This window comes from Vibrio sp. SCSIO 43133, assembly GCF_023716845.1.
In the GTDB taxonomy this organism is placed as follows: Bacteria; Pseudomonadota; Gammaproteobacteria; order Enterobacterales; family Vibrionaceae; genus Vibrio; species Vibrio mediterranei.
Window position 1 is genome coordinate 3,004,161 of sequence record NZ_CP068024.1, and the last position, 16,303, is coordinate 3,020,463.

7 protein-coding genes are annotated in these 16,303 nt (G+C 45.9%); 4 read left to right on the plus strand and 3 right to left on the minus strand.

Translation table 11 applies throughout. From position 1 onward, the window contains the following. Positions 1-296 precede the first annotated feature (296 nt). Entirely contained in the window at positions 297-1,013 is a 717-nt protein-coding gene (arcA, locus tag JKJ11_RS14115; RefSeq protein WP_006072901.1) for a two-component system response regulator ArcA, read from the plus strand. Positions 1,014-1,083: 70 nt separating this feature from the next. Here the strand turns inward: arcA and JKJ11_RS14120 are convergent, their stop codons facing one another. From JKJ11_RS14120 to mnmL, 3 genes are all read right to left on the minus strand, one after another. Then, entirely contained in the window at positions 1,084-1,554 is a 471-nt protein-coding gene (locus JKJ11_RS14120; protein WP_252038359.1) for a hypothetical protein, read from the minus strand. Beyond that, a complete protein-coding gene (arcB, locus tag JKJ11_RS14125; protein ID WP_006072899.1) occupies positions 1,551-3,902 on the minus strand; it encodes an aerobic respiration two-component sensor histidine kinase ArcB in 2,352 nt (783 codons plus the stop codon). Before arcB ends, JKJ11_RS14120 begins: the two co-directional genes overlap by 4 nt. Positions 3,903-3,970: 68 nt before the next feature. After that, positions 3,971-4,909: a tRNA modification radical SAM protein MnmL/YtqA gene (mnmL, locus tag JKJ11_RS14130; RefSeq protein ID WP_252038360.1), complete on the minus strand. Its 939-nt coding sequence runs from the start codon at positions 4,907-4,909 to the stop codon at positions 3,971-3,973. A gap of 526 nt (positions 4,910-5,435) precedes the next feature. Here mnmL and gltB (JKJ11_RS14135) point away from each other — a divergent pair. From gltB (JKJ11_RS14135) to gltB (JKJ11_RS14145), 3 genes are all read left to right on the plus strand, one after another. Beyond that, a complete protein-coding gene (gene gltB, locus JKJ11_RS14135) occupies positions 5,436-9,983 on the plus strand; it encodes a glutamate synthase large subunit (protein ID WP_006072897.1) in 4,548 nt (1,515 codons plus the stop codon). Next, a complete protein-coding gene (locus JKJ11_RS14140) occupies positions 9,983-11,452 on the plus strand; it encodes a glutamate synthase subunit beta (protein ID WP_038223963.1) in 1,470 nt (489 codons plus the stop codon). Before gltB (JKJ11_RS14135) ends, JKJ11_RS14140 begins: the two co-directional genes overlap by 1 nt. A gap of 371 nt (positions 11,453-11,823) precedes the next feature. After that, entirely contained in the window at positions 11,824-16,287 is a 4,464-nt protein-coding gene (gene gltB / locus JKJ11_RS14145) for a glutamate synthase large subunit (protein ID WP_252038361.1), read from the plus strand. Positions 16,288-16,303 lie beyond the last annotated feature (16 nt).

Sequence of the window (16,303 nt, forward strand, 5' to 3'; positions counted from 1 at the left end):
TAATATTTGTTACAAAGGCGCTATTGATTTAAATCAACAAAGTGCATGGAATTAACATTTGACCATTGTTAGCATGCTGTTAACATTATAGAATTCGCCTCAATGACATAGCAGAATAATAAGAGATTTAAGGGATTTCTCGTTTTTTTGGCAACATCACGGAAGGCGACTTAACCTGTAACTGTTTCTACGATTTTGAGTAAACATCTAAGAAACATTACCTATATGTTAACTTTTTGCCTAGAATTTATTCTACTAGCGACAGAATTATCACAAGTTTAAATTAGGTACCGCCGATGCAAAGCCCGCAGATTCTTATTGTTGAAGATGAGCAAGTAACCCGTAACACCCTTAAAAGCATTTTTGAAGCAGAAGGATATGCTGTATTCGAGGCCAGCGACGGTCAGGAAATGCACCAAGTCATGTCTGAGAACTCTGTAAACCTTGTTATCATGGATATCAACCTTCCTGGTAAAAACGGTTTACTACTAGCTCGTGAACTTCGTGAGCAAGCTAATGTAGCACTAATGTTCTTGACTGGTCGTGACAACGAAGTGGATAAAATTCTAGGTTTAGAGATTGGCGCTGATGATTACATCACTAAGCCATTCAACCCTCGTGAATTAACTATCCGTGCACGTAACCTGTTAACTCGTTCAATGAGCACAAGTGCCGCTACTGAAGAAAAACGCAGCGTTGAGAAATATGAGTTCAACGGTTGGGTTCTTGATATCAATAGTCGCTCACTAGTTAGCCCAAGTGGCGACGGCTACAAACTACCTCGTTCAGAGTTCCGTGCTCTACTGCACTTCTGTGAAAACCCAGGTAAGATTCAAACTCGCGCCGATCTTCTTAAGAAGATGACTGGTCGTGAGCTTAAACCACACGATCGCACTGTAGATGTAACGATTCGTCGTATCCGTAAGCACTTTGAGTCGGTTTCAGGTACTCCTGAAATCATCGCAACTATCCACGGTGAAGGCTACCGCTTCTGTGGCGATCTAGAAGAATAATCATCTTCTAACGAATAGCAAAAGGGACGTACTATGCGTCCCTTTTTTAATGTAAGCGATTCAGCCTCAATCAATACACCGTATCCACATTCACTTGTTTGTTGACAACCCAAGTTTGTTTATCGCCACCAACCAGCTGCACAGCCACATCTACTGGCTTAGTAATGTTGACTTCTAACTGCCAGTTAAACGCCACTTCCCACTGATTCTCTGAGTGATTTCGCAGTTCAAAGTCATCACCTTCAAACTCCCAAGACACATCACCTTGTTTCAATACCACCATAGCGACATCCATATCAGCTGGTAGCTGCGTGTCAGTCATTAGGTTTAATGCACCGTGAAGAGTTTGTTCTTTTACCAGTGCAGTCGTTTCACCAATTTTTGGCATCATATCGATCCAAAGGTTCGACTCGAGACGAACAGTCTGCTGTTCAACCATAGCAGTATTTCCCGTCATCCATACTTTTGAGTCTGTCGCTGGAGAGGTTGCACAACCGGCCAAAGCTGCAGAAAGTGCTAGTGCTGTGAGTATTTTCTTCATTTTGATTCCTTACTTTCCAACCACATTTTAAGTACTTGAATATCATTGTGATATTCATTTTTTATCTCTTCAACCCAATCTTCAATGTTCTCCCACCATGCTGGCATATCCGGAGACTGAGCCTTCTGGGCAACTGATTGAATGCGTTTTAAGCCAATAGATCCAGCAGCACCTTTAATCTTATGTGCTTCAGAGGCAATGCCGGATTGATCTTTCGCAGTCATGTTCGAATCCAGTATCTCGAGATAGTCTGGCATCATTTGCTCGAACATAGTGATGCTATCGTACACAGGCTTGGTGCCGACAATATCAACATAAGAGTCCAACATATCGAAATCTAAAAGTCGGTTAAACAGTTCGTCATTAATATCTGTTTTCTCAACTACGGTTGCTTCCTCAACGTCAGTAGACTCTTCATCGCCAGCAAACTTGTTAATGACTTCCGTGAGTGCTTTAACACTCAGTGGCTTACTGATAGCGTCATCCATACCTTTTGTTAGGTACTCTTGTTTATCCTTTAGCACATTCGCCGTTAAAGCGACCAAAGGAGGCAATTGTGTGTAGTGCTCTCTAAAGTTCTGTGCAACATCAAAGCCCGTCATATCAGGTAACTGAATATCGAGCAACGCGAGGTCATACTCTTCTGGCTTAAACGTCGCGATGGCTTCTTCGCCCGTCATTGCAACACTGACTGTATGTCCTAAGCTTTCCAACAGCGAACGTGCGACCGTAATGTTCAACTCTATATCTTCCAGCAAGAAAATATTGAGACTACCTTGTTGCTTCACTTCTACTGGAGCCAATTGTTGTTTATCAGCACAAGGGACATTGATGGATACCGTAAATGTACTTCCAAACCCTTCTTCACTGTCTACCGTGATGTCACCATCCATCATCTTGATCAGCTGCTTAGAAACCGCAAGGCCAATTCCGGTGCCCACAGCATGTAAATTGTCTTTCCCTGACTTCACCTGATAATACATAGCGAAGATCTTATCAAGTTCGTGCTGAGGAATACCTATTCCAGTATCTTCAACTTCGATAATGATATGAGCATAATTATCTTCAATATCCGCACTGATGGTCATCACAACGCCACCCTGCTTAGTGAACTTCATGGCGTTGCTAACCAGATTCCAAATCACCTGACGCAGTCTCGTCGCATCGACTACCACGCCTTCTGGGAGATCCGTTAAACGCTCAAGATCAAATCGTAACCCTTTCTGCTCCGCCATAAGAGCCGAAATGCTCTCAAGTTCAGTGACAAAGTCTTCAAAGTTCAGTGGTTCAGGGAAAAGTTCAAGCTTACGTCTATCAAACTTGTCCATATCAATTATGTCATTAAAAATATGGCCCAGCGTGATGGCACTAACATTAATAGTTTGCATGTGCTTACGCTGTTCAGTATTTAGATGGCTATCAAGCAACATTCTGCTCAAACCGACGATGCCATTTAACGGCGTACGCAGCTCATGACTAATGGTCGAAATAAACGTTGTTTTGTCTCGACTCGCTTTCTCTAATGACTCTTGATGACGCTTACGCTCGGTGATATCACGACCAAAACCAACCAGCCCAAGGTGCTTACCATCTTTGCTATAGAACGGCACCTTACGCAGTTCATAGAAACATTTCTTGCCATCTGGGTACTCTAACCACTGCTCATACGTCAGTGCTTGGTTATCACCCATCACTTTATGGTCGGTTTCAACAACTTGTTTAGCGATCTCTTCAGAGTAAACGTCCCATGGCGTCAAACCCACTAGCTCTTTTTCTTTTCGACCAGTCAACTCTTCCATCGCCCGGTTACAACCAGAGAAGACACCTTCCGCATTGCGGTAATAGATCAAGTCGGGAGAAGCATCAATAAATGAACGCAGTAAAGCGGTTCGTTCAGCCAGCTCTAGTTGAGTACGTTCACGTTGAAACACCTCATTTTCTAGATCCTTCATCGCCTCTTCACGCGCTTCCTCCGCTTTTTGTCTCTCTTCAATCTCTTGATTGAGTTTGCGGATATTTTGTTGCAGCTTGTGGTTCAAATCTTGGTCACGCGAACGCATGTCTTTTAGTTTAGAAACCATCTTAGAGAGACGCTGACGTGATTCTTCCAACTGGTCGACAACAACAGAGAGAAAATACACAGCCCACGGAGTAATAAGCAGACCGAAAAATACCGAACGGACAATATCTATGTCATCTACACGCCCATTCAAAACAAGGGTAATACCCACCTGAACCACAACGGCTAATGCCACCAAAGCCAATGCGAGAAGAATAGAAAAACGAACAATGCCGAGCTTTACTAACAAGTCGACATAATATTGAGCGAGGTTTTTGATAGGTTTCATTCAGCACTCCGTGCGTTACAACTGGCCTAAGTCTATCATTAAGCCAGTAGCTTCACACGGTAGTAGAATTATTTGAGAACAGGTTTGTGATAAATAAACGGATTCAGAGTCAATGAGCCCTGTTGGCCTTCTTTGGTTAACACTCGGCCTAGTTCTGTCATCGCTAACCAACGGTTCTCACACCAAAGTGGCGACAACAAGGTTGGCCTTCTCGCGGAAGAGGAGACGCGGTGAAAAATGACCTCTGCTGGCGTACGACGAATCATTTCACTGGCCACGTCTAAGTAAAACTCTAGCGTTGGCGCTTCTAATCTCCCAGCACGCCACGCCTTAGCCATCGTACTGCCTTCAACAATATGTAAACCGTGCAATTTAATGCCATCCGTTCCGGTGGCCAGCACCTTGTCTAGAGTAACAAGGTTATCTTGCTTTGATTCATTTGGCAGACCGACGATAAGATGTGTACATACCTTGATTCCAAGTGCACGAGCGCGTCGGGTGATCTCATCGTACACAGCAAAATCATGGCCTCGATTTATGCGTTTAAGTGTGTGATCGTGAGCCGTTTGCAGCCCTAACTCCAGCCAAATTTCATAGCCTTGTTCAACGTACCCAGCCAAAAGTTCAAGTACGGATTCAGGAACACAATCAGGACGCGTTCCGACACATAATCCAACGATGTCAGCATACTTAAGTGCTTCTTCGTACATGTTTTTCAACACCTGTACTTCTGCATAAGTGCTGGTATAAGCCTGAAAATAAGCGAGATACTTCTTTGCACGCTTCACTTCATCAGCACGATCCGTGAGCTGTTCATGAATGGATTGAATCTGTGTCTCTTCACTTGCAAAGGAGGCAACATTACAAAATGTACAACCGCCACGACCTATCGTGCCGTCACGGTTAGGGCAGCTAAAACCACCGTGCAGGGTCAGTTTGTGAACTTTTTCACCGTATCGACGCTGGAGATCTTGGCCGATGGTATTCACCAACTCATGTAATTGCATGTTCGAAAAACCTATTAATAAGAATGAATCTCACTCTAATTAGTGAAACTAAATTACATCCCTGCAAAAGAAAACCATGCATCGTATCAACGAGCGGGAAAAGCATGCTTAACCAAAATCAATAAATATTCATAAAAACAACAGAAAAACGGCAAATGTTGCATGTATGTTATTAGATATATTCAAAAGTAGATAAAAAAAATGTGGAACAGACGTAACTTTCGTTGGAATTACACAGCGCAAAATTGTAGGATACTTACACAATTCTGCTGTTTTTGCCGTTTTTATTACAGTACGAATTAGTAGATTGAAGGTTGATATTCTACTCCCACCAACATATTCCACTGGATTGTGGAAAGATGACATTGAATATCACCACGGAATGTTTTTCTCGCAACACTTTTCCTGCGAGATGCAGAATGGACTCGAAAACTGCCCCCTCTGGCAGTCAAGAATCAAAATTACAAAGGACAAGGCACAATCACACACTCAAGTTGTGCCTAGATTAAACTGGAAGGAAGTATCTATGGTAGATAGAGAGCAGAATACACAAGGTCTGTATACTCCAGAGTTGGAGCATGACGCTTGTGGTATCGGTTTTGTTGCTCACCTAAAAAACCGTAAATCACACGAAGTAGTGACCCAAGCCCTGGATATGCTAGCGCGCATGGAACACCGTGGCGGTCAAGGCTGCGATCCATGCAGTGGCGATGGCGCAGGTATCCTACTTCAGAAGCCCCATGAATTTCTTTTGGAAGAAGCTGTTAAGCTTGGTATTAAACTGCCTTCTTTTGAGAAATACGGTGTCGGTGTTGTTCTTTTCCCGAAAGACGAGCACAAACGCGCACAATGTCGTGACATTCTAGAGCGCAATGCACAACGTTTAGAGTTGGAAGTAATTGGATATCGTGTCTTACCAACTGACAACTCAATGATTGGTGCTGATCCATTGAGCACTGAGCCACAATTCGAACACGTATTCGTTTCTGGTGGTCCGGGCTGTACGCCTGAAGAGCTAGAACGTAAGCTTTACGTATTACGTAACTACACAGTACGCGTTTGCTTAGAAAGTGTGTCTAACATTGGTGATGACTTCTACATCAATTCAATGTCGTACAAGACACTGGTTTACAAGGGCCAGCTCACTACTGAGCAAGTACCTCAGTACTTCCTAGATCTACAAAATCCAACGATGGTGACAGCGCTTGCACTGGTTCACTCTCGTTTCTCTACCAATACTTTCCCGAAATGGCGCCTAGCGCAGCCTTTCCGTTACATTGCCCACAACGGTGAAATCAACACGGTTCGCGGTAACTTGAACTGGATGAAGGCGCGTGAAGCTATCATCGAATCTGACTTGTTCACACAGGCAGAAATCGACATGCTGCTCCCTATCTGTCAAGAAGGCAGCTCGGATTCATCAAACTTCGATATGGCACTTGAGCTCCTAGTTCTGTCTGGTCGTAGCCTGCCACATGCGCTAATGATGATGATTCCTGAAGCATGGCAAGAAAACAAAAACATGGATCCAACCCGTCGTGCGTTCTACCAGTACCACGCGAACGTTATGGAACCATGGGATGGCCCAGCATCGGTATGTTTCACTGACGGTGTTCAGGTAGGTGCAACGCTTGACCGTAACGGTCTGCGTCCATCACGTTATACCGTGACCAAAGATGACTTCCTCGTTATGGCATCAGAATCTGGTGTTGTAGATATTGAGCCAGAGAACGTTGAGTTCCGTGGCCGTCTACAGCCAGGTCGTATCTTCGTTGCTGACCTAGAGCAAGGTCGCATCATCTCTGATGAAGAAGTGAAAGATGGCATTGCAAGTGCTCAGCCATACCAGAAATGGGTGGAAGAGAACCTACTTAGCCTGAAGAAGCTTCCAGATGCGAGCAACGAGTTCAGCCAACCTTCTCCTGAAAAGCTACTCCACAAACAGCAAGCGTTTGGTGTTAGCTCAGAAGAAGTGAACGAAATCATTGTACCTATGGCAAAAGATGGCAAAGAGCCATTGTCTGCAATGGGTGCTGACTGGCCACTAGCGATCCTTTCGCACCAGTCACAACATCTATCTAACTACTTTAAGCAGCTATTCGCTCAGGTTACCAACCCACCAATCGACCCGATTCGTGAACGTATGGTGATGTCTCTGAACACTTACCTTGGTAAAGATCAGAACCTGCTATCGGAATCTCCGGAGCACTGCCAAAAAGTTGAGCTAGAGTCCCCAGTTCTATCTAACTCTGAACTTGAGAAGCTGCGTGCTATCGATAATGAGCACCTGCAAGCGAAAACTCTGGATATCGTTTTCCAAGCAAGTGAAGACGAAGGTAAGCTAGAGCGCGCACTAAAACGTATCTGTCAATACGCAGAAGATGCGGTTATCGATGGTTACTCAATCATTCTGTTAACTGACCGAGCTATCAACTCTAACCATGCCGCTATCCCAGCGATGTTGGCGGTAGGCGCGGTTCACCACCACCTAATCCGCAAAGGCTTGCGTGCTAAGTGTGACATCGTAGTAGAAACTGGCGATGCACGTGAAACGCACCACTTTGCAACGCTTGTTGGCTATGGTGCAAACGCGGTTAACCCATACCTCGTTATCGAGACCATGGTTGAGCTACAACGCACTAAAAAACTGGATCCAGAAACCAGCATCTCTGAGCTGTTCGAGAACTACCGTAAGTCGATCAACGGCGGCCTATTAAAGATTTTCTCGAAAATGGGTATCTCCACACTTCAGTCTTACCATGGTGCACAAATCTTCGAAGCGTTAGGTATCAGTAAGTCTGTAGTTGAGAAGTATTTCACGGGTACGGTTTCACGTATTCAAGGCCTTACCATCGATGATATCGCCAAAGAAGTTTTGGTTCGTCACCGTATTGGTTTCCCAACACGTGAAATTCCAGTTCAAGTTCTTGATGTGGGTGGGGTTTATCAGTGGAAACAGCGTGGTGAAAAGCACCTGTTTAACCCAGAAACTATTTCTCTACTGCAAGAGTCAACTCGCAACAAAGATTACTCTCAGTTTAAGAAGTATGCGAAAGCCGTCGATGACCAAGGCGATAACGCTGCGACTCTGCGTAGCCAATTAGACTTCGTTAAGAACCCAGCAGGCTCCATCCCGCTGGAAGAAGTTGAGCCAATTGAAAACATTCTGAAGCGCTTTGCTACAGGTGCGATGTCATTCGGTTCTATCTCTTACGAGGCTCACTCAACACTTGCTGTAGCCATGAACCGTATCGGTGCTAAGTCTAACTCAGGCGAAGGCGGTGAAGATCCAACTCGTTTCGAACGTAAAGAAAACGGTGACTGGGAACGCTCAGCAATTAAGCAGGTAGCATCCGGTCGTTTCGGTGTCACGTCTTACTACTTAACTAACGCTGATGAGCTACAAATCAAGATGGCTCAAGGTGCGAAGCCAGGCGAAGGTGGTCAGCTTCCTGGTGATAAAGTCGATGACTGGATCGGTGCGACTCGTCACTCAACTCCAGGGGTTGGTCTAATTTCTCCACCGCCACACCACGATATCTACTCAATCGAAGATTTGGCACAGCTGATCTACGACTTGAAAAACGCTAACCGCGCGGGTCGCGTTAACGTGAAGCTAGTATCAGAAGCGGGTGTAGGTACTATCGCCTCAGGTGTTGCAAAAGCGAAAGCTGACGTTGTCCTGATTGCGGGCTTCGACGGTGGTACTGGTGCTTCACCAATGTCTTCAATTCGCCATACAGGTCTTCCTTGGGAGCTTGGTTTGGCAGAAACACACCAAACGCTTCTGAAGAACGGTCTACGTAACCGTATCGTGGTTCAATCTGATGGTCAGATGAAAACGCCACGTGACCTTGCGGTAGCAACTCTACTTGGTGCTGAAGAATGGGGCGTCGCAACCGCAGCGCTTGTGGTTGAAGGCTGTATCATGATGCGTAAGTGTCATAAGAACACCTGCCCTGTGGGTATCGCAACGCAAAACAAAACACTACGTGAGCGCTTCGATGGTCGCGTAGAAGATGTTGTTACCTTCTTCCAATACATGGCTGAAGGATTACGTGAAGTGATGGCTGAACTTGGTTTCCGCACTATCGATGAGATGGTGGGTCAATCTCACAAACTAAAAGTTCGTGAAGATATTGGTCACTGGAAATATAAGAACCTCGACCTAACACCTGTACTACATATTGAACAGGCTCGTGAGCAAGATGGCGTTTACAACCAAACGGAACAAAACCACAACCTAGAACAGGTTCTGGACCGTAAGTTAATTCAAGCAGCGATTCCAGCACTTGAGAAGGGCGAAGCCGTAAATGCTGAGTTCCCTATCATCAACACCGACCGTTCAGCTGGTACCATGCTGTCGAATGAGATTTCTAAAGTCTACAAGGACCAAGGTCTACCTCAACCAATGAACGTGAAGTTCACTGGCAGCGCAGGTCAATCATTCGGCGCTTTCCTTGCTAAAGGCGTTAAGTTTGAAGTGGAAGGCGATGCGAACGACTACTGGGGTAAAGGTCTGTCAGGCGGTACGTTAGTACTCTACCCTGATGCGAAATCAACGATTGTCGCTGAAGATAACATCGTGGTTGGTAACGTATGTTTCTACGGTGCAACGTCTGGTGAATCCTTCATTCGCGGTATGGCTGGTGAGCGTTTCTGTGTACGTAACTCTGGTGCTAAAGTCGTTGTTGAAGGTGTCGGTGACCACGGTTGTGAATACATGACTGGCGGTGCGGCCATCATCCTTGGTTCGACAGGACGTAACTTTGCGGCTGGTATGAGTGGCGGTGTTGCCTACGTTTGGGATACAGCGGGTGATTTTGAAACCAAGCTAAACCCTGAATTGGTCGACCTAGACCCAATCGAACAAGAAGATCGCGAACTACTTAAAGATATGCTGACTAAGCATGTAGAGTTCACAGGAAGTGAAGTCGCTCAGTCGTTCTTAGATAACTTTGAAGTAAGCCTAGCGTCACTCGTTAAGGTTATGCCGCGTGATTACAAAGCGGTACTTCAAAAGCGCAAAGCAGAAGCTGAGCAAGCTCAAACGGAAGAAGTGGAGGCAGTATAATGGGTAAGCCTACTGGATTTTTAGAACATGGTCGCGAGCTTCCAAAGAAGCTCGACCCAGCCGTTCGTATTGAAGACAACAAAGAGTTCGTACTAAACGAAGAGTTTGGCGACAAAATCAATACTCAGGCTTCTCGTTGTATGGATTGTGGCGTGCCGTTCTGCCACAGTGGTTGCCCAATCGGCAATATCATCCCAGAGTTCAACGATGCCGTATATCGTGATAGCTGGGAAGAAGCTTGGAACATCCTAAGTTCTACTAACAACTTCCCTGAGTTTACAGGTCGCGTCTGTCCGTCTCCTTGTGAGAGTGCTTGTGTACTGGGTATTAACCAAGACCCTATCACCATCTGTAATATCGAGAAAACTATCGTTGAAACAGCATACCGCGAAGGTTATGCAAAACCGAAAACGCCACGTTCTCGTTCTGGTAAAACTGTTGCTATCATCGGTTCTGGCCCTGCTGGTCTCTCTGCCGCTGAACAGCTCAACAGTGCAGGTCACTCTGTGACTGTATTTGAACGCGATGAGAAAGTGGGTGGCCTACTTCGCTTCGGCATCCCAGATTTCAAACTGGGTATGGACATCATTGACCGTAAGATCAATCTGATGGCAGAAGCTGGCGTTGAGTTTAAAGTAAACCAACATGTGGGCGTTGACGTTAATGCTCAGCAACTGCGCCAAGAGTTTGATGTGGTGCTGTTAACAGGTGGCTCTACCGTTCCTCGTGACTTACCTGTTCCTGGACGTGAACTTAAAGGCGTACATTTCGCTATGGAGTTCCTTGCTCAGAATAACCGTCGTGCTAACGATATGGATCTGAAAGGCGAAGAAATCCACGCTAAAGATAAGCACGTTGTGGTTATCGGTGGTGGCGATACAGGTTCTGACTGTGTGGGTACATCAAACCGTCACAAAGCGGCGAGTGTTACTCAGGTCGAAATCATGCCGATTCCACCAGAAAAACGCCCTGCGAATATGCCTTGGCCTCAATACCCAATGATTATGAAAACAACCACTTCTCATGAAGAAGGCTGTGACCGTCATTGGAATATCCTGACAAAAGAATTCATCGGTAACGATGAAGGTCAAGTAACAGGTCTTCGTATTGCTGACATCGTATGGAAAGACGCTGCGCCAGGTGAACGCCCAAGTTTTGAAGAAGTGGCTAACTCTGAGCGTGTCATTCCTTGTGATATGGCATTCCTAGCAATGGGCTTCTTACACCCAGAACCAACGGGCGTATTAGCACAACTTGATATCAAACTGGATGAGCGAGGAAACGTAGCGTCACAAGGTTTCCAAACCAACCAGCAAGGTGTTTTTGCCGCAGGTGATATGCGTACTGGTCAGTCTCTGGTCGTGCGTTGCATCAACGAGGGACGTGAGTGTGCACGTGCCATCGATGAATACCTTATGGGCAACACCAACCTTGAAGCGAAAGCAGATTCATTAATGCTTTCAGCCTAAAGGTTGTCTGTCTGGTTACACCAATAAGTAACTAACAGTATTCCTTCCTAATTTGGCCAGCAGTTTGCTGGCCTTTTTTGTGTCCGTCTTCATTGCAACCCCAACAAACTGTTAACCTTCTCACTATTTCACAGCAATGACTTGTCAGCTATCGCAGATAAATCGTTTGAATTTCTGAATCATACACAACAAATTTCTGAAAACTTGACCTTTATCGCCATAAGCTATACGTTGTGAAGTTCGTGAAAATAGAATAGATACAATTTGTTAAGTTTATAAATTCTAAAAATTTGACGCAAATAACAACAAAAAGTCATTAAAAAGCATTAATTTACTGTCAGGATGACAGCAAGCTCAAAGGGAGAAAGGCAATGGCTCTTTACGATCCAAGTCTTGTAAAAGACAACTGTGGATTTGGTCTTATTGCGCATATGCAAGGTCAGCCCAGCCACAAACTGGTTCGCACCGCAATCTCAGCATTAGACCGCATGACTCACCGTGGCGGTATCAACTCAGATGGAAAAACAGGCGACGGATGTGGCCTACTACTCCAAAAACCGGATTCTTATTTTAAACTCATCGCAGAAGAAAATGGTTGGAACCTCGGCAAACAATACGCCGTAGGCATGCTATTTCTTTCCAAAGACCCGGTAAAAGCGCAGTCAGCGAAAGATATCATCAACCAAGAATTGTCACAGGAAACACTCACTGTTTCCGGTTGGCGAGACGTTCCCACCAATGATGACGTACTTGGTCCAATCGCACTGAACTCGGTACCCGACATCGTTCAAGTCTTTATTTCTGCACCCGCAGGTTGGCGTGAACAAGATGTTGAACGACGCTTATATATAGCCAAACGTCGCATTGAAAAGCGCATCATCGATGATGAAGATTTCTATATTTGTAGCTTATCGACGCAAGTGATCGTCTACAAAGGGCTGTGCATGCCAGCTGATCTTCCACGCTTCTATCTCGATCTTGCTGATCTCCGCATGGAGTCATCGATCTGCCTATTCCACCAACGTTTCTCAACGAATACTCAACCTCGCTGGCCATTAGCACAGCCATTCAGATATTTGGCGCACAATGGTGAGATCAATACTATTGAGGGGAATAGACAATGGGCAAAAGCGCGTGCCTACAAGTTCGCATCACCGCTCCTGCCTGACTTACAAACCGCTGCACCATTCGTGAATGAGACTGGCTCAGATTCATCCAGCTTAGATAACATGCTGGATCTGTTCCTGTCTGGAGGTATGGATATCTTCCGTGCCATGCGTATGCTTGTGCCACCAGCATGGCAAAATCACCCAGATATGGATCCTGATTTGCGTGCCTTCTATGACTTCAACTCCAAACACATGGAGCCATGGGATGGACCCGCTGGGATCGTATTATCAGATGGTCGCTATGCTGCATGTAACCTAGATAGAAACGGCCTACGTCCAGCGCGTTACGTGATTACCAAAGACAATTTGATTACCTTAGCGTCTGAAGTGGGTATCTGGGACTACGCGCCTGATGAAGTTGCAGAGAAAGGTCGTGTTGGCCCCGGCGAGCTGCTTGTTGTCGATACTCAACAAGGTGAGCTATGGCATTCAGAAGACATAGATAACGATCTAAAGAGCCGTCATCCTTACCGAGAGTGGATGGAAAACAACGTCCACAAACTGACCTCCTTTAGTGAATTACCGGACGACCAAGTCGGAGCTCGCAGTTTTGATGAACCCCTGCTGAAAACCTATCAAAAGCAGTTCGCTATGACGAACGAAGAGACGGATCAGGTATTACGTGTTTTAGGTGATATGGGCCAAGAAGCCGTCGGCTCTATGGGTGATGATACCCCAATGGCAGTCCTCTCTTCTAAAGAGCGCTTGGTCACCGACTATTTCCGTCAGAAATTTGCTCAGGTCACCAACCCACCAATTGATCCACTGCGCGAAAAGCATGTGATGTCATTGGCGACCAGTGTTGGCCAAGAGATGAATGTATTTTGTGAGACCGATGGTCACGCTTATCGAGTCACATTCGACTCTCCAGTACTCCTTTACTCTGATATGCAGCAACTCTTAGAGCTGAGTGATAAGCACTATCGCAATACTATTTTGGACATTAATTACGACCCAAATGAGAAAGATCTCAAGCAAGCTCTGCTTGACCTTTGCGATAGTGCCGAGAGCGTCATCAAGCAAGGAACCGTTTTATTGGTTCTCTCAGATCGAGCTCTAGTCAAAGGAAAACTACCTATTCCGGCAGCAATGGCCGTCGGCGCGGTGCAAACTCGTTTAATCGAAGCCAACTTACGTTGTGACGCCAATATTATCGTTGAAACTGCAACGGCCCGAGACCCTCACCAATTTGCTGTATTGCTTGGTTTCGGCGCTACGGCTATCTACCCTTATTTGGCCTACGAAGCACTTGGTAAACTGATCGATGATGGTGCTATTGATAAGTGCTACCGAGACGTGATGCAAAACTATCAATACGGTATCAATAAAGGTCTGTATAAAATTATGTCCAAAATGGGCATTTCCACCGTAGCCTCCTATCGCTGCTCTCAGCTGTTCGAAGCCGTTGGTCTGCACACCGACATCGTCGATCTTTGCTTCAAGGGAGTGACTACTCGTATTCAAGGTGCAAACTTCGAAGATTTCCAACAAGACCTGTTTAACCTATCAAGAAAAGCATGGGCAAAACGCAAGCCTGTCGAGCACGGTGGACTACTAAAATACGTTCATGACGGCGAATACCACGCCTACAACCCAGATGTTGTTGGTACGCTGCAAAAAGCAGTGAAAAGTGGTGAATCATCTGATTATCAAACGTTTGCCAAACAAGTAAATGAACGTCCTGTGTCTATGCTGCGCGATATGATGGCGCTTAAAAAGTCAGACTCACCACTGGCACTAGACAAAGTCGAGCCGAATTCAGAGCTGTACAAACGTTTTGACTCTGCTGCAATGTCCATTGGTGCTTTAAGTCCAGAAGCTCATGAAGCACTGGCCATGGCGATGAATAAGCTTGGCGGATATTCTAATTCAGGTGAAGGTGGCGAAGATCCGCGTCGATTTGGTACGAATCGTAACTCTCGCATTAAACAAATTGCCTCTGGACGTTTTGGTGTCACGCCGCACTATTTGACCAATGCCGATGTGTTGCAAATCAAAGTGGCTCAAGGCGCTAAACCCGGTGAAGGCGGTCAGCTTCCTGGCCATAAAGTGACAGCGGAAATTGCCAAACTGCGCCATTCAGTACAAGGTGTTACCTTGATTTCCCCACCTCCTCACCACGATATCTATTCTATTGAGGATTTAGCACAGCTGATTTTCGACCTTAAACAAGTCAACCCAAATGCGCTCGTGTCAGTTAAGTTGGTGTCTGAGCCGGGAGTTGGCACTATCGCAACAGGAGTAGCAAAAGCCTATGCCGATCTTATCACTATTTCCGGCTACGATGGCGGCACTGCGGCGAGTCCACTAACGTCGGTCAAATACGCAGGTTGTCCTTGGGAACTCGGTCTGGCTGAAACTCAACAAGCTCTTGTTGCCAACAACTTAAGACACAAGATTCGTCTCCAAGTTGATGGCGGTCTTAAAACAGGGCTTGATGTAGTCAAAGCTGCAATTTTAGGTGCGGAAAGCTTTGGCTTTGGTACTGCACCAATGGTGGCTATGGGCTGTAAGTTCTTACGTATTTGTCACTTGAATAACTGTGCCACGGGCGTAGCCACTCAGGATGAGACCTTACGAAAAGAGTACTTTAAGGGCTTACCTGAAATGGTGGTCAACTACTTCACAGGTCTTGCTGATGAAGTAAGAGAGTTACTCGCTCAGTTAGGAGTAGAAAAGCTTACTGACCTTATCGGTCGTACTGATCTGCTCGAGAGTCTCGAAGGTATGACCGCGAAACAAGCCAAGCTTGACCTGTCGAATATCTTGGAGGCCCCTATCTCACCTCTTTCGCTGCCTTTGTACTGGACAGAGCCAAATCAGCCGTTCGATAAAGCACTGCTAAACCAAAAGATTGTCGAAGAAACGCAAGCTGCGGTCGAGGCTAAATCAGGTGGTAGCTTCTACTTTGATATCCGTAATACCGATCGCTCTGCAGGAGCGAGACTCTCAGGTGAAGTCGCCAAACGTTATGGCAACCAGGGAATGGCGAGTCGCCCTATTAAGCTTTACCTCGATGGTACAGCGGGTCAGTCTCTTGGGGTATGGAACGCGGGTGGTGTTGAAATCTATCTAACCGGTGATGCTAACGACTATGTAGGCAAAGGCATGGCTGGCGGTAAGCTGGTCGTGAAGCCGCATGTCGGTACAACATTCACTTGTAATGAGGCCACTATCATTGGTAACACCTGTTTATATGGTGCCACTGGCGGTAAGTTGTTCGCCGCAGGGACCGCTGGTGAGCGTTTTGGTGTCCGTAACTCAGGCACGATTGCAGTTATCGAAGGTGCAGGTGACAACGCTTGTGAGTATATGACTGGTGGCATTGTGGCGATTCTAGGAGCAACAGGCGTGAACTTCGGTGCCGGTATGACGGGCGGCTTTGCCTATGTAATGGATACTAACGAGGATTTTGAAGGACGTGTGAACACCGAATCTGTCGAAGCTATCTCTTTATCCGATCTCTATATTCACCAAGAACACCTTCGTGGACTGATTGCCGAGCATTTAGAAGAAACCGGCTCTGTGCATGCTGAGAATATTCTGGCGAACTTTGATGAATGGATTCCAAAGTTCTACCTAGTCAAACCAAAAGCTGCGGATTTACGCACACTACTTGGTCATCAAAGCAGAAGCGCCGCTGAGCTGCGCGTTCAAGCACAATAATTGGAAGGAGCCAGAA

Coding starts and splice junctions, on each gene's coding strand:
- arcA (WP_006072901.1), top strand. CDS start 297: ATGCAAAGCCCGCAGATTCTTATTGTTGAAGATGAGCAAGTAACCCGT.
- JKJ11_RS14120 (WP_252038359.1), bottom strand. CDS start 1,554: ATGAAGAAAATACTCACAGCACTAGCACTTTCTGCAGCTTTGGCCGGT.
- arcB (WP_006072899.1), bottom strand. CDS start 3,902: ATGAAACCTATCAAAAACCTCGCTCAATATTATGTCGACTTGTTAGTA.
- mnmL (WP_252038360.1), bottom strand. CDS start 4,909: ATGCAATTACATGAGTTGGTGAATACCATCGGCCAAGATCTCCAGCGT.
- gltB (WP_006072897.1), top strand. CDS start 5,436: ATGGTAGATAGAGAGCAGAATACACAAGGTCTGTATACTCCAGAGTTG.
- JKJ11_RS14140 (WP_038223963.1), top strand. CDS start 9,983: ATGGGTAAGCCTACTGGATTTTTAGAACATGGTCGCGAGCTTCCAAAG.
- gltB (WP_252038361.1), top strand. CDS start 11,824: ATGGCTCTTTACGATCCAAGTCTTGTAAAAGACAACTGTGGATTTGGT.